The 19303-nt window shown below is 67.1% G+C and carries 16 protein-coding genes; 8 read left to right on the forward strand and 8 right to left on the reverse strand.

What is annotated here, in order from left to right:
* Window positions 1–76 precede the first annotated feature (76 nt).
* From M8R19_RS20325 to M8R19_RS20345, 5 genes are all read right to left on the reverse strand, one after another.
* Entirely contained in the window at window positions 77–1462 is a 1386-nt protein-coding gene (locus M8R19_RS20325; RefSeq protein ID WP_249918739.1) for a sensor histidine kinase, read from the reverse strand.
* A complete protein-coding gene (locus M8R19_RS20330; protein WP_249918740.1) occupies window positions 1459–2133 on the reverse strand; it encodes a response regulator in 675 nt (224 codons plus the stop codon). Before M8R19_RS20330 ends, M8R19_RS20325 begins: the two co-directional genes overlap by 4 nt.
* 413 nt (window positions 2134–2546) lie before the next feature.
* Window positions 2547–5372 carry an FAD-binding and (Fe-S)-binding domain-containing protein gene (locus tag M8R19_RS20335; RefSeq protein WP_249918741.1) on the reverse strand — a complete coding sequence of 942 codons (2826 nt, stop codon included), beginning with the start codon at window positions 5370–5372 and terminating at the stop codon, window positions 2547–2549.
* Between the two features lie 147 nt (window positions 5373–5519).
* On the reverse strand, window positions 5520–6665 hold the full coding sequence (gene lldD / locus M8R19_RS20340) for an FMN-dependent L-lactate dehydrogenase LldD (RefSeq protein ID WP_249918742.1): 1146 nt from the start codon (window positions 6663–6665) through the stop codon (window positions 5520–5522).
* Window positions 6666–6735: 70 nt separating this feature from the next.
* Complete coding sequence (locus M8R19_RS20345; RefSeq protein WP_074981303.1) at window positions 6736–8412, reverse strand: lactate permease LctP family transporter; 1677 nt, start codon at window positions 8410–8412, stop codon at window positions 6736–6738.
* Window positions 8413–8730: 318 nt separating this feature from the next.
* Between M8R19_RS20345 and M8R19_RS20350 the strand changes: the two genes are divergently transcribed.
* On the forward strand, window positions 8731–9495 hold the full coding sequence (locus M8R19_RS20350) for an FCD domain-containing protein (protein ID WP_249918743.1): 765 nt from the start codon (window positions 8731–8733) through the stop codon (window positions 9493–9495).
* 196 nt (window positions 9496–9691) lie between these two features.
* Here M8R19_RS20350 and smpB read toward each other — a convergent pair whose 3' ends face one another.
* Window positions 9692–10171 carry an SsrA-binding protein SmpB gene (gene smpB, locus M8R19_RS20355; RefSeq protein ID WP_043268990.1) on the reverse strand — a complete coding sequence of 160 codons (480 nt, stop codon included), beginning with the start codon at window positions 10169–10171 and terminating at the stop codon, window positions 9692–9694.
* Window positions 10172–10343: 172 nt separating this feature from the next.
* Between smpB and M8R19_RS20360 the strand changes: the two genes are divergently transcribed.
* Together M8R19_RS20360 and M8R19_RS20365 are read left to right on the forward strand one after the other, a co-directional pair.
* Window positions 10344–10778, forward strand: coding sequence for a type II toxin-antitoxin system RatA family toxin (locus M8R19_RS20360; RefSeq protein ID WP_058488394.1), 435 nt, complete (start codon window positions 10344–10346; stop codon window positions 10776–10778).
* Window positions 10771–11079, forward strand: coding sequence for an RnfH family protein (locus M8R19_RS20365; protein WP_249918744.1), 309 nt, complete (start codon window positions 10771–10773; stop codon window positions 11077–11079). Before M8R19_RS20360 ends, M8R19_RS20365 begins: the two co-directional genes overlap by 8 nt.
* A 61-nt stretch (window positions 11080–11140) precedes the next feature.
* Here M8R19_RS20365 and M8R19_RS20370 read toward each other — a convergent pair whose 3' ends face one another.
* Entirely contained in the window at window positions 11141–11674 is a 534-nt protein-coding gene (locus tag M8R19_RS20370) for an outer membrane protein assembly factor BamE (protein WP_249918745.1), read from the reverse strand.
* Window positions 11675–11770: 96 nt separating this feature from the next.
* Here M8R19_RS20370 and fur point away from each other — a divergent pair, with 96 nt between their 5' ends.
* Window positions 11771–12175 carry a ferric iron uptake transcriptional regulator gene (gene fur / locus M8R19_RS20375; RefSeq protein ID WP_009613072.1) on the forward strand — a complete coding sequence of 135 codons (405 nt, stop codon included), beginning with the start codon at window positions 11771–11773 and terminating at the stop codon, window positions 12173–12175.
* 450 nt (window positions 12176–12625) lie between these two features.
* On the opposite strand, the gene recN is transcribed toward fur, so the two are convergent.
* Window positions 12626–14302, reverse strand: a complete 1677-nt coding sequence (recN, locus tag M8R19_RS20380; protein ID WP_249918746.1) for a DNA repair protein RecN — start codon at window positions 14300–14302, stop codon at window positions 12626–12628.
* 170 nt (window positions 14303–14472) lie between these two features.
* Here recN and grpE point away from each other — a divergent pair, with 170 nt between their 5' ends.
* From grpE to dapB, 4 genes are all read left to right on the forward strand, one after another.
* A complete protein-coding gene (gene grpE, locus M8R19_RS20385; RefSeq protein WP_009613068.1) occupies window positions 14473–15036 on the forward strand; it encodes a nucleotide exchange factor GrpE in 564 nt (187 codons plus the stop codon).
* Between the two features lie 89 nt (window positions 15037–15125).
* The gene (gene dnaK, locus M8R19_RS20390) at window positions 15126–17042 is read left to right on the forward strand and encodes a molecular chaperone DnaK (protein WP_074981313.1); all 1917 of its coding nucleotides are present in this window, start codon (window positions 15126–15128) and stop codon (window positions 17040–17042) included.
* A gap of 122 nt (window positions 17043–17164) precedes the next feature.
* A complete protein-coding gene (dnaJ, locus tag M8R19_RS20395) occupies window positions 17165–18295 on the forward strand; it encodes a molecular chaperone DnaJ (protein ID WP_116425872.1) in 1131 nt (376 codons plus the stop codon).
* Between the two features lie 87 nt (window positions 18296–18382).
* Window positions 18383–19189, forward strand: a complete 807-nt coding sequence (gene dapB / locus M8R19_RS20400) for a 4-hydroxy-tetrahydrodipicolinate reductase (RefSeq protein WP_009613065.1) — start codon at window positions 18383–18385, stop codon at window positions 19187–19189.
* Window positions 19190–19303 lie beyond the last annotated feature (114 nt).

Genomic DNA, 19303 nt, shown 5'->3' on the forward strand with positions numbered 1-19303 from the left:
GGCTGAACATGTCACAGGCGGCGACTCGCCAGGCGAGCGGGGCCTGAACGGTGGACTGCGCCGGTGCTGCCGGGGTTCAGGAAAGTTGCGCGGACGGCAGTTCCACCCGCACGCCCAGGCCGCGCCCGTCCAGGCCGGGGTGCAGGCTGATGTGGCCCTGGTGGATTTCCACCACGCGCTTGACGATGGGCAGCCCCAGGCCGCTGCCGCCGGTGCCGGAGGCGACGCCGGGGCTGCGGTAGAAGCGGGTGAAGATGGCGGCCTGCTCGGCGGCGGCCACGCCGGGGCCGGAGTCCAGCACCCACAGCTGCACCTTCGTGCCCTCGGTGCCCAGGCGCACTTCCACGCGGCCGCCCTCGGGGGTGTAGCGCAGGGCGTTGCTCACCAGGTTGCCGAGCATGATGCCCAGCCACACCGGCACGCCCATGACCACGGCGCCCTGGTTCTCCAGGGTCAGCTCGATGCCCTTGTCGATGGCCTGGGGCGCCAGCTCGGCGATGGTTTCCTCGCTGAGCTGGCCGAGGTCGACGGGGGTGAAGGTCTCGTGCAGTTCCTCGTTGTCCAGGCGCGCCAGCAGGAGGATCTGTTCCATCAGCGTGCCGATGCGTTCGACGCTGCGGCTGACCTGCTGCAGGCCGTGGGCGAGCACCGCCGGGTCGGAGGAGCGCAGCGCCACCTGGGCGTGGGTGCGCAGGCTGGCCAGGGGCGTGCGGATTTCGTGGGCGGCGTCGCTGGTCAGGCGGCGCTCGGCTTCCATGGCGGTGCCCAGGCGTTCGAGCAGCAGGTTGAGTTCGTTGACCAGGCTGTGCACTTCCACCGGCGCGCGGTTGAGCGCCACCGGCTGCAGGCTGCGCGCGCTGCGCTGGTGAAGTTGTACGGTGAGGCTGCGCAGCGGCGCCAGGCCGTTGTTGACGCCGAACCACACCAGCAGGGCCAGCAGCGGCAGGGCCAGCAGCAGCGGGAAGAGGGCGCTGAGCAGTAGCAGGTGCAGGGTGTGGCTGCGGTGGTGGAGGTTTTCCACCACCCAGATGCGCGCGTTTTCGTCGCGGGTGCTCAGTTGCAGGACGCGCCAGGTGATGCCGTCGTGTCTGATTTCGGAGAGGCCGGTCTCCAGGGCTTCCAGGCCGGTGGGTAGGCCGGGCGTGGCGAACAGCGGCTGGCCCTGGTACCAGAGGCTGTAGCCCAGGGCGGACTCGCGCTTGACCAGCGGCAGCCCTTCGATGGCCTTGCGGCTGCGGGCGATCAGTTCGCCCTGGCCGCCGGCGACGTCCACCAGGCGCAGGGCGGCTTCGCCGAAGTCGATCATGTCTTCGTCGTAGAGCCGGTCGACCTGGCGCGAGGCGAGGTGGTAGGTGAGGGTGCCGGCCAGCAGCCAGCACAGCGTCACGCCGCCGATCAGCAGCGCCAGCAGGCGCCGGCTCAGCGAGCCGGCGCGGCGCGTGCGGCCGGGCGTGGCGCTCAAGGCGCGTCCTTGGCCGGGCGGTCGATGCCGTAGCCGATGCCGCGTACGGTGCGGATCAGCTCGTTGCCCAGCTTGCGCCGCAGGTGGTGCACGTGGACTTCGATGGCGTTGCTTTCCAGCTCGCCATCCCAGCCGTACAGGGCCTCGACCAGGCGGGTGCGCGAGAGCACCTTGCCGCGCTGTTCTAGCAGCAGGCGCAGCAGGGCGTATTCGCGCGGGGCCAGTTCCACCGGCTCGCCGCCCAGGCTGACCTGGTGGGTGGCCGGGTCCAGGCGCAGTTCGCCGTGTTCCAGCAGCGGCTGGGCGCGGCCGGTGTGGCGGCGGGTGAGGGCGCGCACGCGGGCCAGCAGTTCGTCGAGGTCGAAGGGCTTGCTCAGGTAGTCGTCGGCGCCGGCGTCCAGGCCGGCCACGCGGTCGACGACCTTGTCGCGGGCGGTGAGGATCAGCACCGGCGTCATGTCGCCGCGCTTGCGCAGGCCGCGCAGGACTTCCATGCCGTCGCGGCGCGGCAGGCCGAGGTCGAGCACCAGCAGGTCGAACTCGTCGGTGGCCAGGGCCTGGTCGGCGGCCACGCCGTCGGTCACCCAGTCCACGGTGTCGCCTTCCAGGCCCAGCCCGGCGCGGATGCCGTCGCCCAGCAGCGGGTCGTCTTCAGCCAGCAGGATTCTCATCTTCGCCCCCATTCGCCTGGTGTCGCCGAGCAGGATAGCCGCAGCGGCGGTTTCGCGGCAGAGGCTGGCAGGGCTCGCTTAACGTGGGGTTAAGACGAGGGTGGTGCTTTCTGTAGGAGCGAGCTTGCTCGCGAACAGACTCGGCAGCGGGGTTTGTTCGCGAGCAAGCTCGCTCCTACGAAGAGCGGAAAGGCGGCAGGGGCGGTTAGTGGTGGCGATGGGTATCGCTTCGCTCAACCCATCCTACGGGAGCTCGCCGGGGTGCTGTGTGCCGGGGCAATGGTGGATGTGGCGGATCGCGGACGGAGTCCGCTCCTACAGTTTTTCGGAGGCTGCGGCATTCGGGGTTGGCGCCGCTCCCTCTCCCAGCCCTCTCCTTGACGGGAGAGGGGGCCGTTCGTGTAGGAGCGGATTTATCCGCGATTCATTGCCTCTGTGCGGGGGCGGGTTACGCGGTCCACCAGGTAGACCACGCCGTGGTAGTCGATGCCGCTGTGGGCGCTCAGGCCGATTTCGCAGGTGCGGCTGGTGGAGATGCCTTCTTCGCAGTACTGCACCGCGTCTTTCAGGCTGCGCAGCGAGTGGGCGTTGAGTTCCGGGGTGGTGAAGCCCTTGTCGCCGGCGAAGCCGCAGCAGTGGATGCCTTCGGGGATCACCACTTCGTTCGTGCAGCGGCGCACCAGGTCGATCAGCGCCTGGCTTTCGCCCAGGTGCTGGGTGCTGCAGGTGACGTGCACCGCCACTGGCTTGTCCAGCGGCTGGAAGTCCAGGCGTTCGACCAGGAAGCTGCGGATGAACTTCACCGGGTCGTAGATCCGCAGCCGGCTGTCGGCCAGGTCCTGGACCAGGCGCAGGGTGCAGGGGCTGGTGTCGCAGTAGATCGGGTCGAGCCCGCCGCGGCTGGCCTGCAGCAGCGCGGCCAGCAGTTCGTCGCGCTTGTCGTCGGCCTGCTGCTTGTAGCCCTTGGAGGCGAACGGCTGGCCGCAGCAGAGGTTGTCGGCGTTGTCCGGGAACACCACTTGGTAGCCGGCCTTTTCCAGCAACTGGCGGGTCTTGTCGATCAGCGGCACCTGTTCCTCGTCGCCGGCCGCCGGGCCCATGGCGCGGGACACGCAGGCGGTGAGGTAGACCACCCGCGGCTTGTCGGCGATATCGCTGGCCGCCGGCAGGCTGAAGCGCACCGGCTGCGGCATGGCCGGCGTCCACTGCGGCACGCGGCCCTTGCTGGCGTGGCTGACGGAGGCGCTGAGGCTGGCCAGGCGCGGCGCGCCGAGCAGCCTGCGCGCGCCGTTGGCGGCATGCAGCATGAAGCGCGTGCCTTTCATCGCCGTGGCGAAGTTGCGCGCCAGCCAGGTGGCGGTGCCGGGGTGGCGGGTTTCTTCGCCGCGCAGTTTCTTCACCAGCTCGCCGGTGTTGATGTTCACCGGGCAGCGCTGGGCGCACAGGCCGGTGGCGGCGCAGGTGTCGATGCCCTGGTACTGGTAGTCGCGCTCCAGTTGCGTGGTGTCGACGCCGCTGCGGCGCTTGGCCTGGATGTCGCGCCACATGACGATGCGCTGGCGCGGGCTCAAGGTCAGGCCCTTGGACGGGCAGACCGGCTCGCAGAAGCCGCATTCGATGCACTTGTCGACGATCTCGTCGGCGGCCGGCAGCGGCTTGAGGTTCTTCAGGTGCAGCTGCGGGTCGTCGGTGAGGATGACGCCGGGGTTGAGGATGCCCTGCGGGTCGAGCAGGCGCTTGAGCTGCCACATCAGTTGGTAGGCGTCGTGGCCCCATTCCAGTTCGACGAAGGGCGCCATGTTGCGCCCGGTGCCGTGCTCGGCCTTCAGCGAGCCGCCGTATTCCACCGCCACCAGGTGCGCCACGTCGTCCATGAAGGCCGAGTAGCGCGCCACCTGCTCGGGCGAGTCGAAGCCCTGGGTGAAGACGAAGTGCAGGTTGCCCTCCAGCGCGTGGCCGAACAGGATCGCCTCGTCGTAGCCGTGCTTGTCGAACAGCTCGATCAGCCGGTTGACGCCTTCGGCCAGTTGTTCGACGGGGAAGGTGACGTCTTCGATGATCACCGTGGTGCCGGTCTCGCGCACCGCGCCCACCGCCGGGAAGGTGTCCTTGCGGATGCGCCAGAGCTGGTTGTAGACGAGCGGGTCTTCGCTGAAGTCGACCTGCTTCTCCACCGGGAATTCGGCGATGGAGGCCATGATCTGCGCGAGCTGTTCGTGCAGCAGCGTCTGCGTCGCTGCGCGGGATTCGATGAGCAGCGCGCAGGCGCCGGCGGACAGGCTCTTCACCCACACCGGCATGCCCTGCATGTTCTCCACCGAGCGCAGGCTGCGGCGGTCCAGCAGCTCCACGGCGGACACCGGCTGCTGCTTGAGCACCGGCACGGCCTTGCAGCAGGTCTCCACGTCGGGGAAGACGATCAGCGCGCTGGCCTTGTGCGGGTGGTCCGGCACGGTGTCGTAGGTCACCGCGCTGATGAAGCCCAGGGTGCCCTCGGAGCCGACCATCAGGTGGGTGAGGATGTCCAGCGGTTGGTCGTAGTCCACCAGGGCGTTGAGGGAGAAGCCGGTGGTGTTCTTCAGGCGGTACTTGTGGCGGATCTTGGCTGCCAGCTCGGTGTTGGCGCGGGTCTGCCGGCCCAGTTCGGCCAACTGTTCCAGCAGCTCGCCGTGGCTGGCCTGGAAGGCTTCGACGCAGGCGTCGTCCTCGCTGTCCAGCAGGGTACCGTCGGCCAGCACCAGACGCAGGCCGGCCAGGGTGTTGTAGCTGTTCTGCGCGGTGCCGCAGCACATGCCGCTGGCGTTGTTGGCGACGATGCCGCCGATCTTGCAGGCGTTGATCGAGGCCGGGTCCGGGCCGATCTTGCGGCCGAAGGGGGCCAGCCAGGCGTTGGCCTGGGCGCCGATGACGCCGGGTTGCAGGCGGATCTGCCCGCCGCCGGCGCGGATGTCGCGGCCGTTCCAGTTGTCGCCCAGCACCAGCAGCACCGAGTCGCTGACCGCCTGGCCGGAAAGGCTGGTGCCGGCGGCACGGAAGGTCACCGCCACCTGCTGGGCGTGGGCGGCGCGCAGCAGGGTGCGCACCTCGTCTTCGCTCTCCACGCGGATCACCAGCTTGGGGATCAGCCGGTAGAAGCTGGCGTCGGTGCCGAAGGCCAGGGTCGATAGGGGATCATCGAAACGCCGCTCGCGCGGGATCAGGTGTTCTACCGTGTCGAGGAACGCGGCGGGCAGGCTCATGGCGGCTCCAGTCATCATCGGTGAGCGTGGACCGCTGGACGGCCCATCGGTGTTCTTTTGATTTTGCAGGAGCGAGCTTGCTCGCGAACCCGGCGGGCTCGGAGCCGGGCAGGTTCGCGGGCAAGCTCGCTCCTACAGGGGGCGCCTTCAGGCGCCGAGTTCGCGTACCAGCGAATCGCGGGTGATTTCGCTGATCGACTTGGCGCCGGTGAGCACCATGGCCACGCGCATTTCCTTCTCGATCAGCTCCAGCAGGTTGCGCACGCCGGCCTCGCCATCCACCGCCAGGGCGTAGAGGAAGGCGCGGCCGAGCAGCACGCTGTCGGCGCCCAGGGCGATCATGCGGACCACGTCCAGGCCGTTGCGGATGCCGGAGTCGGCGAGGATGGTCAAATCGCCCTTCACCGCGTCGGCGATGGCCGGCAGGGCGCGGGCGCTGGACAGTACGCCGTCGAGCTGGCGGCCGCCGTGGTTGGAGACGACGATGCCGTCGGCGCCGAATTTCACCGCGTCCTTGGCGTCCTCGGGGTCGAGGATGCCCTTGATCACCATCGGGCCTTCCCAGAAGTCGCGGATCCACTCCAGGTCCTTCCAGGAGATCGACGGGTCGAAGTTGGCGCCCAGCCAGCCGATGTAGTCGGCCAGGCCCGTGGGGTTGCCGCGGTACCTGGAGATGTTGCCCAGGTCGTGCGGGCGGCCCAGCAGGCCCACGTCCAGCGCCCACTGCGGGTGGGTCATGGCCTGCCACATGCGCCGCAGCGGGGCGTTCGGGCCGCTCATGCCGGAGTGCGCGTCGCGGTAGCGGGCGCCGGGCACCGGCATGTCCACGGTGAACACCAGGGTCGAGCAGCCGGCGGCCTTGGCCCGCTCCAGGGCGTTCTTCATGAAGCCGCGGTCCTTCAGCACGTAGAGCTGGAACCACATGGGCCGGTCGATGGCCGGCGCCACTTCCTCGATCGGGCACACCGAGACGGTCGACAGGGTGAAGGGCACGCCCTTGGAGGCCGCGGCGCGCGCCGCCTGCACTTCGCCGCGGCGGGCGTACATGCCGGTCAGGCCGACCGGGGCCAGGGCCACCGGCATCGCCAGGGTCTCGTTGAACAGCCTGGTTTCCAGGCTCAGCTCGGACATGTTCTTCAGCACGCGCTGGCGCAGGGCGATGTCCGACAGGTCCGCCACGTTGCGGCGCAGGGTGTGCTCGGCGTAGGCGCCGCCGTCGGCGTAGTGGAACAGGAAGGGCGGAATCTTGCGTTGGGCCGCGGCGCGGTAGTCGGTGGAGGCGGAAATGATCATCTGGCAGGGCACCGGTTGGGGTGGACGGTGAAGGCCGGGCCCCGTAGCGCTGGGGCCCGGCAGGTACAGCTTAGTGAACGAGCATGCCGGTGAAGACATAGGCCTGCAGCAGGGTGATCACACCGATCACCGCGGCGAACAGCAGGCTGTGCTTCAGGGTGAAGCGGAACAGGTCGGATTCCTTGCCGACCATGCCGGTGGCGGCGCAGGCCACGGCGATGGATTGCGGCGAGATCATCTTGCCGGTCACGCCGCCGGTGGTGTTGGCGGCCACCAGCAGGGTGTCGTTGACGCCGATCTGGTGCGCGGTGGTGCCCTGCAGGGCGCCGAACAGCGCGTTGGACGAGGTGTCCGAACCGGTCAGGAATACGCCCAGCCAGCCGAGGAACGGCGAGAAGAACGGGAAGGCCGCGCCGGTGCCGGCCAGGACCAGGGCCAGGGTGGTGGACATGCCGGAGAAGTTGGTGACGAAGGCGAAGGCCAGCACCATGCCGATGGACAGCACCGGCCACTTCAGTTCAACCAGGGTTTCCTTGAAAGTGGTCAGACCAGTTTTCGCGGCGATGCGCAGGATGAACATCGAGACGATCGCGGAGATCAGGATCGCGGTGCCGGTGGCGGCCAGCGGGTCGAACTTGAACACGGCCGGCAGCGCGGTGGCGGCGGCAGCGATCGGCGGGCCCTTGAACACCAGTTGGTCCAGGCCCGGGATCGGGAAGTTGAACACCAGGCTGTAGAGCGCGCCGCCGGGCAGGAACATGGCCTTGAACGGCTTCAGCGTCCAGATGGTGACCAGCACGGTGAGCACCAGGAACGGCGACCAGGCCTTGATGATCTCGCCGGTGCTGTAGGGCGAGGGCTCGGCGCGCGGGGCGCTGCCACCGCCGGCGACGGCTGCGCCACCGGAGACGCCGAGCACTTCCACGGCGTGGGCCGGTTGCCAGACCTTGAGGAACAGCGTCAGGCACACCAGGCTGATCAGCGCGGAGGTGATGTCCGGCAGTTCCGGGCCGATGAAGTTGGAGGTGAAGTACTGGCTGACGGCGAAGCTGCCGCCGGCGACCAGCGCAGCCGGCCAGGTTTCCTTCACGCCCTTGAGGCCGTCCATCATGAACACCAGCCAGAAGGGGACCAGCAGCGACAGCAGCGGCAGCTGGCGGCCGGCCATGGCGCCGATCTTGAAGGCGTCGATGCCCGAGACCTGGCCGGCGACGATGATCGGGATGCCCAGGGCGCCGAAGGCCACCGGCGCGGTGTTGGCGATCAGGCACAGGCCGGCGGCGTACAGCGGGTTGAAGCCCAGGCCGACGAGCAGGGCGGCGGTGATCGCCACCGGCGCGCCGAAGCCGGCCGCGCCTTCCAGGAAGGCGCCGAAGGAGAAGCCGATCAGCAACACCTGCAGGCGTTGGTCGGAGGTGATCGACAGGACCGAACTGCGGATGATCTCGAACTGCCCGCTCTTCACCGTCAGTTTGTACAGGAACACCGCCGCGACGATGATCCAGGCGATCGGCCAGAGGCCGTAGAGGAAGCCGTAGAACGCGGCGCCCAGGGCCTTGCCGACCGGCATGCCGTAGGCGGCGATGGCGACGACGATGGAGAGGATCAGGGTGATGGTGCCGGCGACGTGGCCCTTGAGGCGGAACACGGCGAGGGCGAGGAAGAAGAAGACGATCGGGATCACGGCGACCAGCGCGGACAGGCCGAGGCTGCCGAGCGGGGTATAGATCTGCTGCCAGGTTTGCATGCTGTTTTGGCTCCTAATTGTTTTTTGATTGGAGTCTAGTCTTGCGCCGCGTCGTGGGTTTTGTGCCGCCCCGGGAAGGGTTGGCGGCAGGCTGACGACCGTCTCGGCGTATCTCTCGAAAATTGGTAATACCAATTTACAAAAGCGAGCGCCCAGAGTAAAAGCATCCCTGTAGGCTGTCAATTTGCGGCGCTACAACTTTTGTCGGACCGGGCGATCCAGGCGATCGTCGGGCTTGTTGTGGTTGGCGCCGCTGGTTAGGCTGCCGCCCCTGCGAAACGGGGCCTTCCGCCAGGCGGGCCGAGAGGTGGGGAAAAGATGGCTTTCAATCAGGTACGGCAGCGCCGCTTGTCGGACGATATCGTCGAGCGCCTTGAGGCGATGATCCTCGAGGGCACGCTCAAGGCGGGCGAACGCCTGCCGGCCGAGCGCGTGCTGGCGGAGCAGTTCGGCGTGTCGCGGCCATCGCTGCGCGAGGCGATCCAGAAGCTGGTGGCCAAGGGGCTGCTGGTCAGCCGCCAGGGCGGCGGCAACTATGTCGCGCAGTCCCTGGGCTCGACCTTCAGCGACCCATTGCTGCACCTGCTGGAGAGCAACCCCGAGGCGCAGCGCGACCTGCTGGAGTTCCGCCACACCCTGGAAGGCTCCTGCGCCTACTACGCCGCGCTGCGCGCCACCGAGGTGGACCACCAGCGCCTGACCAGCGCCTTCGAGACGCTGCAGGCCTGCTACCAGCACTACGACAAGGTCAGCGATGAGGAGGGGGCGGCCGACGCCAGCTTCCACCTGGCCATCGCCGAGGCCAGCCACAACACCGTGCTGCTGCACACCATCCGTGGCCTGTTCGACCTGCTCAAGCACAACGTGGTGACCAACATCGGCGGCATGTACGCCCAGCGCGCGGAAACCCGCGAGCAGCTGATGAGCCAGCACCGCGAGCTGTACGAGGCGATCATGCAGGGCCGGGCGGAAGAGGCGCGGGAGATTTCCCACCGGCACATTGCCTATGTGCGGGAGGTGCTGGAGGAGGCGCAGGACGAAGTGCGGCGCCTGGAACGGGCGCAGCGCAGGCTGGGGGTTTAACGGCAGGAACCTGTAGGAGCGAGCTTGCTCGCGAACAAGGCCTGGCGCCGTGCCTGCCCTGTTCGCGAGCAAGCTCGCTCCTACGAAAAGTGGGGGCTGGCGCCAGCTTCGTAGGATGGGTTGAGCCTTGGCGAAACCCATGCTGGCATGGCGATTGGTATCGCTTCGCTCCACCCATCCGACGAAAAGCCTGGCGTCAGTCGTCCTTGCCGTGCCGCATGGCGCGCTGGATCTCGCGATTGGAATCGCGTTCCTTCTCGGTGTCGCGCTTGTCGTATTCCTTCTTGCCCTTGGCCAGCGCGATCTCGCACTTGATCAGGTGCTTCTTCCAGTACATCGACAGCGCCACGCAGGCGTAGCCCTTCTGCTGCACCGCGCCGAACAGCTTGCCCAGCTCGCGCTTGTGCAGCAGCAGCTTGCGCGTGCGCACCGGGTCGGCGATCACGTGGGTGCTGGCGGTGGTCAGCGGGGTGATGTGGCTGCCCAGCAGCCAGGCCTCGCCGTCCTTGAGCAGGACGTAGCTGTCGACCAGCTGGGCCTTGCCGGCGCGCAGGCTCTTGACCTCCCAGCCGGCCAGGGCGATGCCCGCCTCGAAGCGTTGCTCGATGAAGTAGTCGTGCAGAGCCTTCTTGTTCTGCGCGATGGTCCCCTGGGGGTGTTTCTTCTGTTTAGCCATAGGCCGCGCATTATAGGGAGTCGCTCGTCGCGCCGCCATCGGCGTCGGCCAATTCCGGGTGCGGCGGGATGCGCGCTTGAGGGTGGGTGGCTAATCTCGGAGAATGCGCGCTGTTTTTCGTACCGATGGACGCCGGTTCGCCGGCGTCCGCCACTGAAGAAGCGAGACCCCTATGAGCACGCATATCCAGCGTTCGGCCCTGCTGCCCTATCCCGCGAAGGCGCTGTACGACCTGGTCAACGATGTGGCGCGCTACCCGGAGTTCCTGCCCTGGTGCTCGGCGAGCAAGGTGCTGGAGGCAAGCGAAACGGCGATGCGCGCCGAGCTCAGTGTGGCCAAGGGCAACCTGTCGCAGCGCTTCAGCACGCGCAACGTGCTGGTGCCCGGGCAGAGCATCGAGATGAACCTCGAGGACGGCCCGTTCTCCGAGCTGCACGGCGTGTGGACCTTCAAGGCCCTGGGCGACAAGGCCTGCAAGATCACCCTGGACCTGACCTTCGACTACGCCGGCGCCCTGGTCAAGGCGACCCTCGGGCCGCTGTTCACCCAGGCGGCCAACACCATGGTCGACGCCTTCTGCCAGCGCGCCAAGCAGCTGTATGGCTGATGCCCGGAGCATCGCCATCGAGGTGGTCTGCGCGCTGCCCGAGCGCCAACGCCTGCTGCGCCTGAGCGTGCCCTACGGCACGCGGGTGCGCGAGGCGGTGCTGCTGTCCGGCATCGCCGCGCAGTTCCCCGAACTGGACGTGCTCAACAGCCCGCTGGGCATCTTCGGCAAGGCGGTCGCCGACCCGGACGGCCGGGTGCTGGAAGAGGGCGAGCGGGTGGAAATCTACCGGCCCCTGATCGCCGACCCCAAGGAAGTGCGCAAGCAGCGCGCCGCCCGTGCCAGGGCGGGCAAGCGCTGAGCGAAACACGCGGACATGAAAAAGCCCGGTCGATGCCGGGCTTTTTTCATGGAGGCGTCTGTTACTGCGGCTTGGTTTCCAGCGGTTCTGGGGTGGGCACGGCGACCGGCTTGGCCTCGTCGACTTCGCGCTGCAGCTGTTCTTCCACCGAGCCCGGCTTGGCCGGCTCTTCCTTGGGCTGCTCCGGCTTCTGCTGTTGCGGCTGCTCGGGCGAGGCGGGAGTGGATTCCTTGCCGAGGATGGCCTCGTCGCGGCTGACGCCCGGGCGGAAGTCGCCGTTCAGGCCGATCAACTGGTCGTTGCCGTTGAACATCAGGCTGACGCGCTCCTGCTGGCGCTGGCCGCCGCCGGGCTGGATGCTGTACAGGTAGTCCCAACGGTCAGCGTGGAAGGTATCCACGATCAGCGGGTTGCCCATGATGAAACGTACCTGCCGACGGGTCATTCCCGGCTTCAGTTGGTCTATCATGTCTTGTGTTACGACGTTGCCTTGCTGGATGTCGATCTTGTAGACCCCCGGGAACGAACAACCGGCGAGTGCGGCTAGTCCCATTGCGAATGCGAGACTGGTCAGCATGAGCTTGGTGTTTTGCATCAGGGGGTGACTTCCACTATCTTGGCTGGGCGACGAAACCCCGATCATACCCGCATTGAAGGATGCTGCGAAGCATTCCGCGCCGAGAAAGCACACATGGTTGAAAATAGCGAACTGCGCAAGGCCGGCCTTAAAGTCACCCTGCCGCGCGTCAAGATCCTGCAGATGCTCGATTCCGCCGAGCAACGCCACATGAGCGCCGAGGACGTCTACAAGGCGCTGATGGAAGCCGGCGAGGATGTCGGCCTGGCCACCGTGTACCGCGTGTTGACCCAGTTCGAGGCAGCCGGCCTGGTGGTGCGCCACAACTTCGACGGCGGCCACGCCGTGTTCGAGCTGGCCGACAGCGGCCACCACGACCACATGGTCTGCGTGGATACCGGCGAGGTCATCGAGTTCATGGACAGCGAGATCGAGAAGCGCCAGAAGGAAATCGTCAAGGAACGCGGCTTCGAGCTGGTGGACCACAACCTGGTCCTGTACGTGCGCAAGAAGAAATAAGTAGCCTTGCAACGAACGGAAAACGGCGGCCCTGGGGTCGCCGTTTTCATTTTCAGGGGGATTTCAGGTGAGATTGGCGCGTAGGCGCAACTGTCTGCGCCGAGGCGCTTTTCGTAGGATGGGTTGAGCTTGCGAAACCCATGCGGTGGTGGTGATGGGTATCGCTTCGCTCAACGCCATCCTACGGGCCTTGTGTTTGCCTGGGGTGTAGGTGCGGACAATCTGGCGCGATTCGCGGATGAGATCCTACAGGTTGCCCATACATCGTGCCCTTGTAGGAGCGCGCCCTGCGCGCGAATCGCAGGCAGGGCCTGCTCCTACAGTTGGCCGCCGAGCTGCTCTTCGTAGGAGCGAGCTTGCTCGCGAACAGACTCCGCTGCGGGGCTCATTCGCGAGCAAGCTCGCTCCTACGAGAAGCCGCCGTGTTCGTAGGGCTTTGTTCGCGATCGTTCAGCCCTGCAGCGCCCGGTCCACCATCTTGCGGGCGTGGGCCAGGGATTCCTTGGTCATGTCCACGCCGCCGAGCATGCGGGCGATCTCTTCTATGCGTTCGGCCTTCTTCAGGTTGGCTACCGCGGTGCGGGTTTCGCTGCTGCCGCGCTCCTTGTGCACGAACAGGTGCTGGTGGCCCTGGGCCGCGACCTGCGGCAGGTGGGTGACGGTCAGCACCTGGCCGCCTTCGCCGAGGCGGCGCAGCAGTTGGCCGACCACTTCCGCGGTGGGGCCGCCGATGCCGACGTCCACTTCGTCGAAGACCAGGGTGGGCGTGCGCGAGGTCTGCGCGGTGATCACCTGGATGGCCAGGCTGATGCGCGACAGTTCGCCGCCGGAGGCGACTCGCGCCAGGCCTTTCAGCGGTTGCCCGGGGTTGGCGCTGACCAGGAATTCCAGTTGTTCCAGGCCGTTGGCCTGGGGCTCGTCGGCGGGGGCGTCGCTCAGTTCGATGGCGAAGCGCCCGCCGGGCATGCCCAGGCGCTGCATTTCCGTCTCCACCAGGGCCGCCAGCTGCGGGGCGGCCTGGCGGCGCAGGGCGCTGAGTTCCGCGGCTTTTTCCTGGTAATGGCGCTCGTAGGCGGCCAGTTCTTCGCCCAGGCGTTCTGCGGCTTCGTCGTCGGCGTTCAGCGCTTCCAGTTCCTCCAGCAGGCGCTGTTGCAGGGCTTGAAGATCATGGGGCTGCACGCGGTGCTTGCGGGCCAGGCTGTAGATGGCGTCCATGCGCTCTTCTAGTTGCTGCAGGCGGCTGGGGTCGGCATCGAAGTTGTCGACGAAGCGGTTCAGCTCGCCCACCGCTTCCTCTACCTGGATCTGCGCGCTGGATAGCAGGTTGACCGCCTCGGCCAGCGCTGCGGGCTGGCTCTGGAAGGCGGTCAGGCGGTTGAGGCTGGCGGTCAGCACCGAAAGCACGTTGCCGGCGTCGCTTTCGCTGCACATGTCCACCACCTGGCGGCAGGCGCCGATCAGCGCGCCGGCGTTGCTCAGAGTCTTGTGCTCGGCCTCCAGCGCCTCCAGTTCGTTCTCGCCCAGGGCCAGGTTCTCCAGTTCGTCCAACTGGTAGCTGAGCAACTGGTGGCGGGCGCGCTGTTCGTCGCTGCTGCGCGACAGGCGGTCGAATTCGTGGCGCGTCTGCTTCCAGCGCTGCGCGGCCAGTTGCACCTGGCGCGCCAGGTCCTGGCTGCCGGCGTATTCGTCGAGCAGGCGGCGATGGGTGTCGGCCTTGAGCAGCGACTGGTGTTCGTGTTGGCTGTGGATATCGATCAGTAGCTCGCCCAGGGCCTTGAGGTCGCCCAGGGTGCAGGGTGTGCCGTTGATGTAGCCCCGCGAGCGTCCCTCGGCGGTGATCACCCGGCGCAGGATGCACGGGCCGTCCTGCTCCAGGTCGCGCTCGGCGAGCCAGTCGCGGGCTTCGGCGATGGCGCCGACGTCGAAGCTGGCGAGGATGTCGGCCTTGTCCGCGCCGGGGCGCACCACGCCGCTGTCGGCGCGGTCGCCCAGGGCCAGGCCGAGGGCGTCGAGCATGATCGACTTGCCGGCGCCGGTCTCGCCGGTGATCACGGTCATGCCGGCGGCGAGCTCGAGATCGAGGTGCTCGACGATGGCGTAGTTGTGCACGGAGAGGTGAACCAGCATGGAGGGCGGCTCCGGTGAAAAGGTCTGTTTATTTATACAGTATTTTTTGCCGCTGGCAATTCACCGCCCACCCCTTGAACCGGCGCAAATGGCCCCCATATAGCCGGCAGAGCCGCGAGCTATTGGGTTCGCTTTGTTTTCAAAGGCTTTTTCTTTTTTAGGAGAGTGGCATGTCTGACGAGCAACAGACTCAGGATTCGCACCTGAACGAGCAGCCGGAACAGGTTGCCGGCGACGACCTGAACGCCCGCGTGCTGGACCTCGAGGAACAGCTGGCCGCGGCCAAGGACCAGAGCCTGCGCGTCGCCGCCGAGCTGCAGAACGTGCGTCGTCGCGCCGAGCAGGATATCGAGAAGGCGCACAAGTTCGCCCTGGAGAAGTTCTCCGGCGACCTGCTGCCGGTGGTTGACACCCTGGAGCGCGCGCTGGAGATGTCCAGCCCGGACGACGAGGCGATCAAGCCGATGCGCGAAGGCATCGAGCTGACCCTCAAGATGTTCCACGACACCCTGAAGCGCTACAACCTGGAGCCGGTCGACCCCCACGGCGAGCCGTTCAACCCCGAGCACCATCAGGCGATGGCGATGGAGGAGAGCGTGCACCTGGAGCCTGGCAGCGTGGTCAAGGTGTTCCAGAAGGGCTACCTGCTCAACGGTCGCCTGCTGCGCCCGGCCATGGTCGTGGTCAGCAAGGCACCCGAGCAAACCCCGCCTTCGATCGACGAGAAGGCTTGAAATCCGCCACCCGGTCCCCATCTGGGTAATCAACCGAGCACAAGGTCCGCAGCGGGATCAGCACGGAATCTAATTTCTGGAGAGTGAATATGGGCAAAATCATTGGTATCGACCTGGGGACCACCAACTCCTGCGTCTCCATCCTGGAAAACGGCAGCGTCAAGGTGATCGAGAACGCCGAAGGCGCTCGCACCACCCCGTCGATCATCGGCTACGCCAACGATGGCGAGATCCTGGTCGGCCAGCCGGCCAAGCGCCAGGCGGTCACCAACCCGAAGAACACCCTGTACGCGGTGAAGCGCCTGATCGGCCGTCGCTTCGAAGAAGACGTCGTGCAGAAAGACATCAAGATGGTGCCGTACAGCATCGTCAAGGCTGACAACGGCGACGCCTGGGTCGAAGCCAAGGGCCAGAAGATGGCTCCGCCGCAGGTTTCCGCCGAAGTCCTGAAGAAGATGAAGAAGACCGCCGAGGACTACCTGGGCGAGCCGGTCACCGAAGCGGTCATCACCGTGCCGGCCTACTTCAACGACAGCCAGCGCCAGGCCACCAAGGACGCCGGCCGCATCGCCGGCCTGGACGTCAAGCGCATCATCAACGAGCCGACCGCGGCTGCGCTGGCCTACGGCCTGGACAAGGCCAAGGGCGACCACACCATCATCGTCTACGACCTGGGCGGCGGTACCTTCGACGTCTCGGTGATCGAGATCGCCGAAGTCGACGGCGAGCACCAGTTCGAAGTGCTGGCCACCAACGGCGACACCTTCCTCGGTGGTGAGGACTTCGACCTGCGCCTGATCGACTACCTCGTCGACGAGTTCAAGAAAGAAACCGGCATGGACCTCAAGGGCGACCCGCTGGCCATGCAGCGCCTGAAAGAGGCTGCCGAGAAGGCCAAGATCGAGCTGTCCTCGACCCAGCAGACCGACGTCAACCTGCCGTACATCACCGCCGACGCCAGCGGCCCGAAACACCTGAACGTCAAGGTGTCCCGCGCCAAGCTGGAGTCCCTGGTGGAAGACCTGGTGACCCGCACCATCGAGCCCTGCCGCGTGGCCCTGAAGGACGCCGGCCTGGACGTGTCGAAGATCGACGAAGTGATCCTCGTCGGTGGCCAGACCCGTATGCCGCTGGTGCAGAAGACCGTCGCCGAGTTCTTCGGCAAGGAAGCGCGCAAGGACGTCAACCCGGACGAAGCCGTGGCCATGGGAGCTGCCATCCAGGGCGCCGTGCTGGCCGGCGACGTCAAGGACGTGCTGCTGCTCGACGTCACCCCGCTGACCCTGGGCATCGAGACCCTGGGTGGCGTGATGACCGCGCTGATCGACAAGAACACCACCATCCCGACCAAGAAGTCGCAGGTGTTCTCCACCGCCGACGACAACCAGGGCGCCGTGACCATCCACGTGCTGCAGGGCGAGCGCAAGCAGGCCGCGCAGAACAAGTCGCTGGGCAAGTTCGACCTGGCCGATATCCCGCCGGCGCCGCGCGGCGTGCCGCAGATCGAAGTGACCTTCGACATCGACGCCAACGGCATCCTGCACGTCGGTGCGAAGGACAAGGCCACCGGCAAGCAGCAGTCCATCGTGATCAAGGCCTCTTCGGGCCTGTCCGAGGACGAGATCCAGCAAATGGTGCGTGACGCCGAGGCCAACGCCGAGGAAGACCGCAAGTTCGAGGAGCTGGCCGCCGCCCGCAACCAGGGCGATGCGCTGGTCCACGCGACCCGCAAGATGGTCACCGAGGCTGGCGACAAGGCCACCGCCGAGGAGAAGGCTGCCATCGAGAAGGCGCTGGCCGACCTGGAAGCCGCCGTGAAGGGCGACGACAAGGCCGAGATCGAAGCGAAGATGAACGCGCTGTCCCAGGCGTCCACCCCGCTGGCGCAGAAGATGTACGCCGAGCAACCGCAGCCGGGCGCCGAAGCCCAGTCCGGCGATGCTGACCACAAGGCCGGCGACGACGTGGTCGACGCCGAGTTCGAAGAGGTCAAGGAGAACAAGTAAGCCTCGTGCAAGCTTGCGCTCCGGCGCACCGACCAGCGTGTCGGTGTGCATGAAACGTCACGCGGGGGCTTGCTCCCGCGTCGGCGTGTCTGGGGGAGAGGTTTTCAAGGTGCAAAGAATTTATGGCCAAACGTGATTTCTACGAGGTACTGGGTGTCGAGCGTGGCGCCAGCGAGTCGGACCTGAAGAAGGCCTACCGCCGGCTGGCCATGAAGTACCACCCGGACCGCAATCCCGGCGACAAGGAAGCCGAGGATAAATTCAAGGAGGCCAACGAGGCGTACGAGATCCTGTCCGACGCCAGCAAGCGCGCGGCCTACGACCAGTACGGCCACGCCGGCGTCGACCCGCAGATGGGCGGCGGCGGTGCCGGCTTCGGCGGCGCGAGCTTCTCGGACATCTTCGGCGACGTCTTCAGCGACTTCTTCGGTGGTGGCGGCGGTGGCCGGGGCGGCCGCGGCGGCCCGCAGCGCGGCGCCGACCTGCGCTACACCCTCGACCTGGACCTGGAAGACGCGGTCCGCGGCACCACCGTGACCATCCGCGTGCCGACCCTGGTCGGCTGCAAGACCTGCAGCGGCAGCGGCGCCAAGCCCGGCACCTCGCCGGTCACCTGCACCACCTGCGGCGGCATCGGCCAGGTGCGCATGCAGCAGGGCTTCTTCTCGGTGCAGCAGACCTGCCCGCGCTGCCATGGCAGCGGCAAGATGATCAGCGACCCCTGTGGCACCTGCCACGGCCAGGGCCGCGTGGAAGAGCAGAAGACGCTGTCGGTCAAGGTGCCGGCCGGCGTCGACACCGGCGACCGCATCCGCCTCACCGGCGAGGGCGAGGCCGGGGCCCATGGCGGCCCGGCGGGCGACCTCTACGTGGTGGTCAACGTGCGCGAGCACGACATCTTCCAGCGCGACGGCAAGCACCTGTACTGCGAAGTGCCGATCAGCTTCGCCGACGCGGCCCTGGGCGGTGAGCTGGAAGTGCCGACCCTGGATGGCCGGGTGAAGCTGAAGATCCCGGAAGGCACCCAGACCGGCAAGCTGTTCCGCCTGCGCGGCAAGGGCGTGGCCCCGGTGCGCGGCGGTGGCGCCGGCGACCTGATGTGCCGCGTGGTGGTCGAGACCCCGGTGAACCTGGACAAGCGCCAGCGCGAACTGCTCGAGGAGTTCCGCAGCAGCCTGCAGGGCGACACCTCCCACTCGCCCCGCGCCAGTGGCTGGTTCGAAGGCATGAAGCGATTCTTCGACGATTTATAAGTGATGGGCTGGAAGCTCGAAGCTGGAGGCTTGAAGCGGGCCGGCTCGGGCTTCCTGCTTCTGGCTTCCAGCTTGGAGCTTTCTGTTATGCGACGTATAGCCGTAATGGGCGCCGCCGGGCGCATGGGCAAGAACCTGATCGAGGCGGTGCAGCAGACCAACGGCAGCGCCGGCCTCACCGCCGCCATCGATCGTCCGGACAGCACCCTGGTGGGCGCCGACGCTGGTGAACTGGCCGGCCTGGGCCGCATCGGCGTGCCGCTGTCGGGCGACCTGGCGAAGGTGGTCGACGAGTTCGACGTGCTGATCGACTTCACCCATCCCACGGTGACGCTGAAGAACCTGGAGGTCTGCCGCAAGGCCGGCAAGGCCATGGTCATCGGCACCACCGGTTTCTCCGTGGAAGAGAAGGCCTTGCTGGCCGAAGCCGCCAAGGACATCCCGATCGTCTTCGCCGCCAACTACAGCGTCGGCGTCAACCTCTGCCTGAAGCTGCTGGACACCGCCGCCCGCGTGCTGGGCGACGAGGTGGACATCGAGATCATCGAGGCCCACCACCGGCACAAGGTCGACGCGCCGTCGGGCACCGCCCTGCGCATGGGCGAAGTGGTGGCCAATGCCCTGGGGCGTGACCTGGAGAAGGTGGCGGTCTACGGTCGCGAGGGCCAGACCGGCGCCCGCGAGCGCGAGACCATCGGCTTCGCCACCGTGCGCGCCGGCGACGTGGTCGGTGATCACACCGTGCTGTTCGCCGCCGAGGGCGAGCGCGTGGAGATCACCCACAAGGCCTCCAGCCGCATGACCTTCGCCCGTGGCGCGGTGCGCGCGGCGCTGTGGCTGGAAGGGCAGGGCAGCGGCCTGTACGACATGCAGGACGTGCTCGGGCTGCGCTGAGCGGCCTGCCGTGCGTCGGCAGGGTGGGTGTGAGATGACCCGGTGGTAGCGTCTGCGTCGTGCAAAAGGTGGACCATTATGTCGCGTTTCTGTAAACTACAGATTTAGTGTGTC

Source organism: Pseudomonas sp. R3.Fl (assembly GCF_023516765.1).
Taxonomy (GTDB): domain Bacteria; phylum Pseudomonadota; class Gammaproteobacteria; order Pseudomonadales; family Pseudomonadaceae; genus Pseudomonas; species Pseudomonas citronellolis.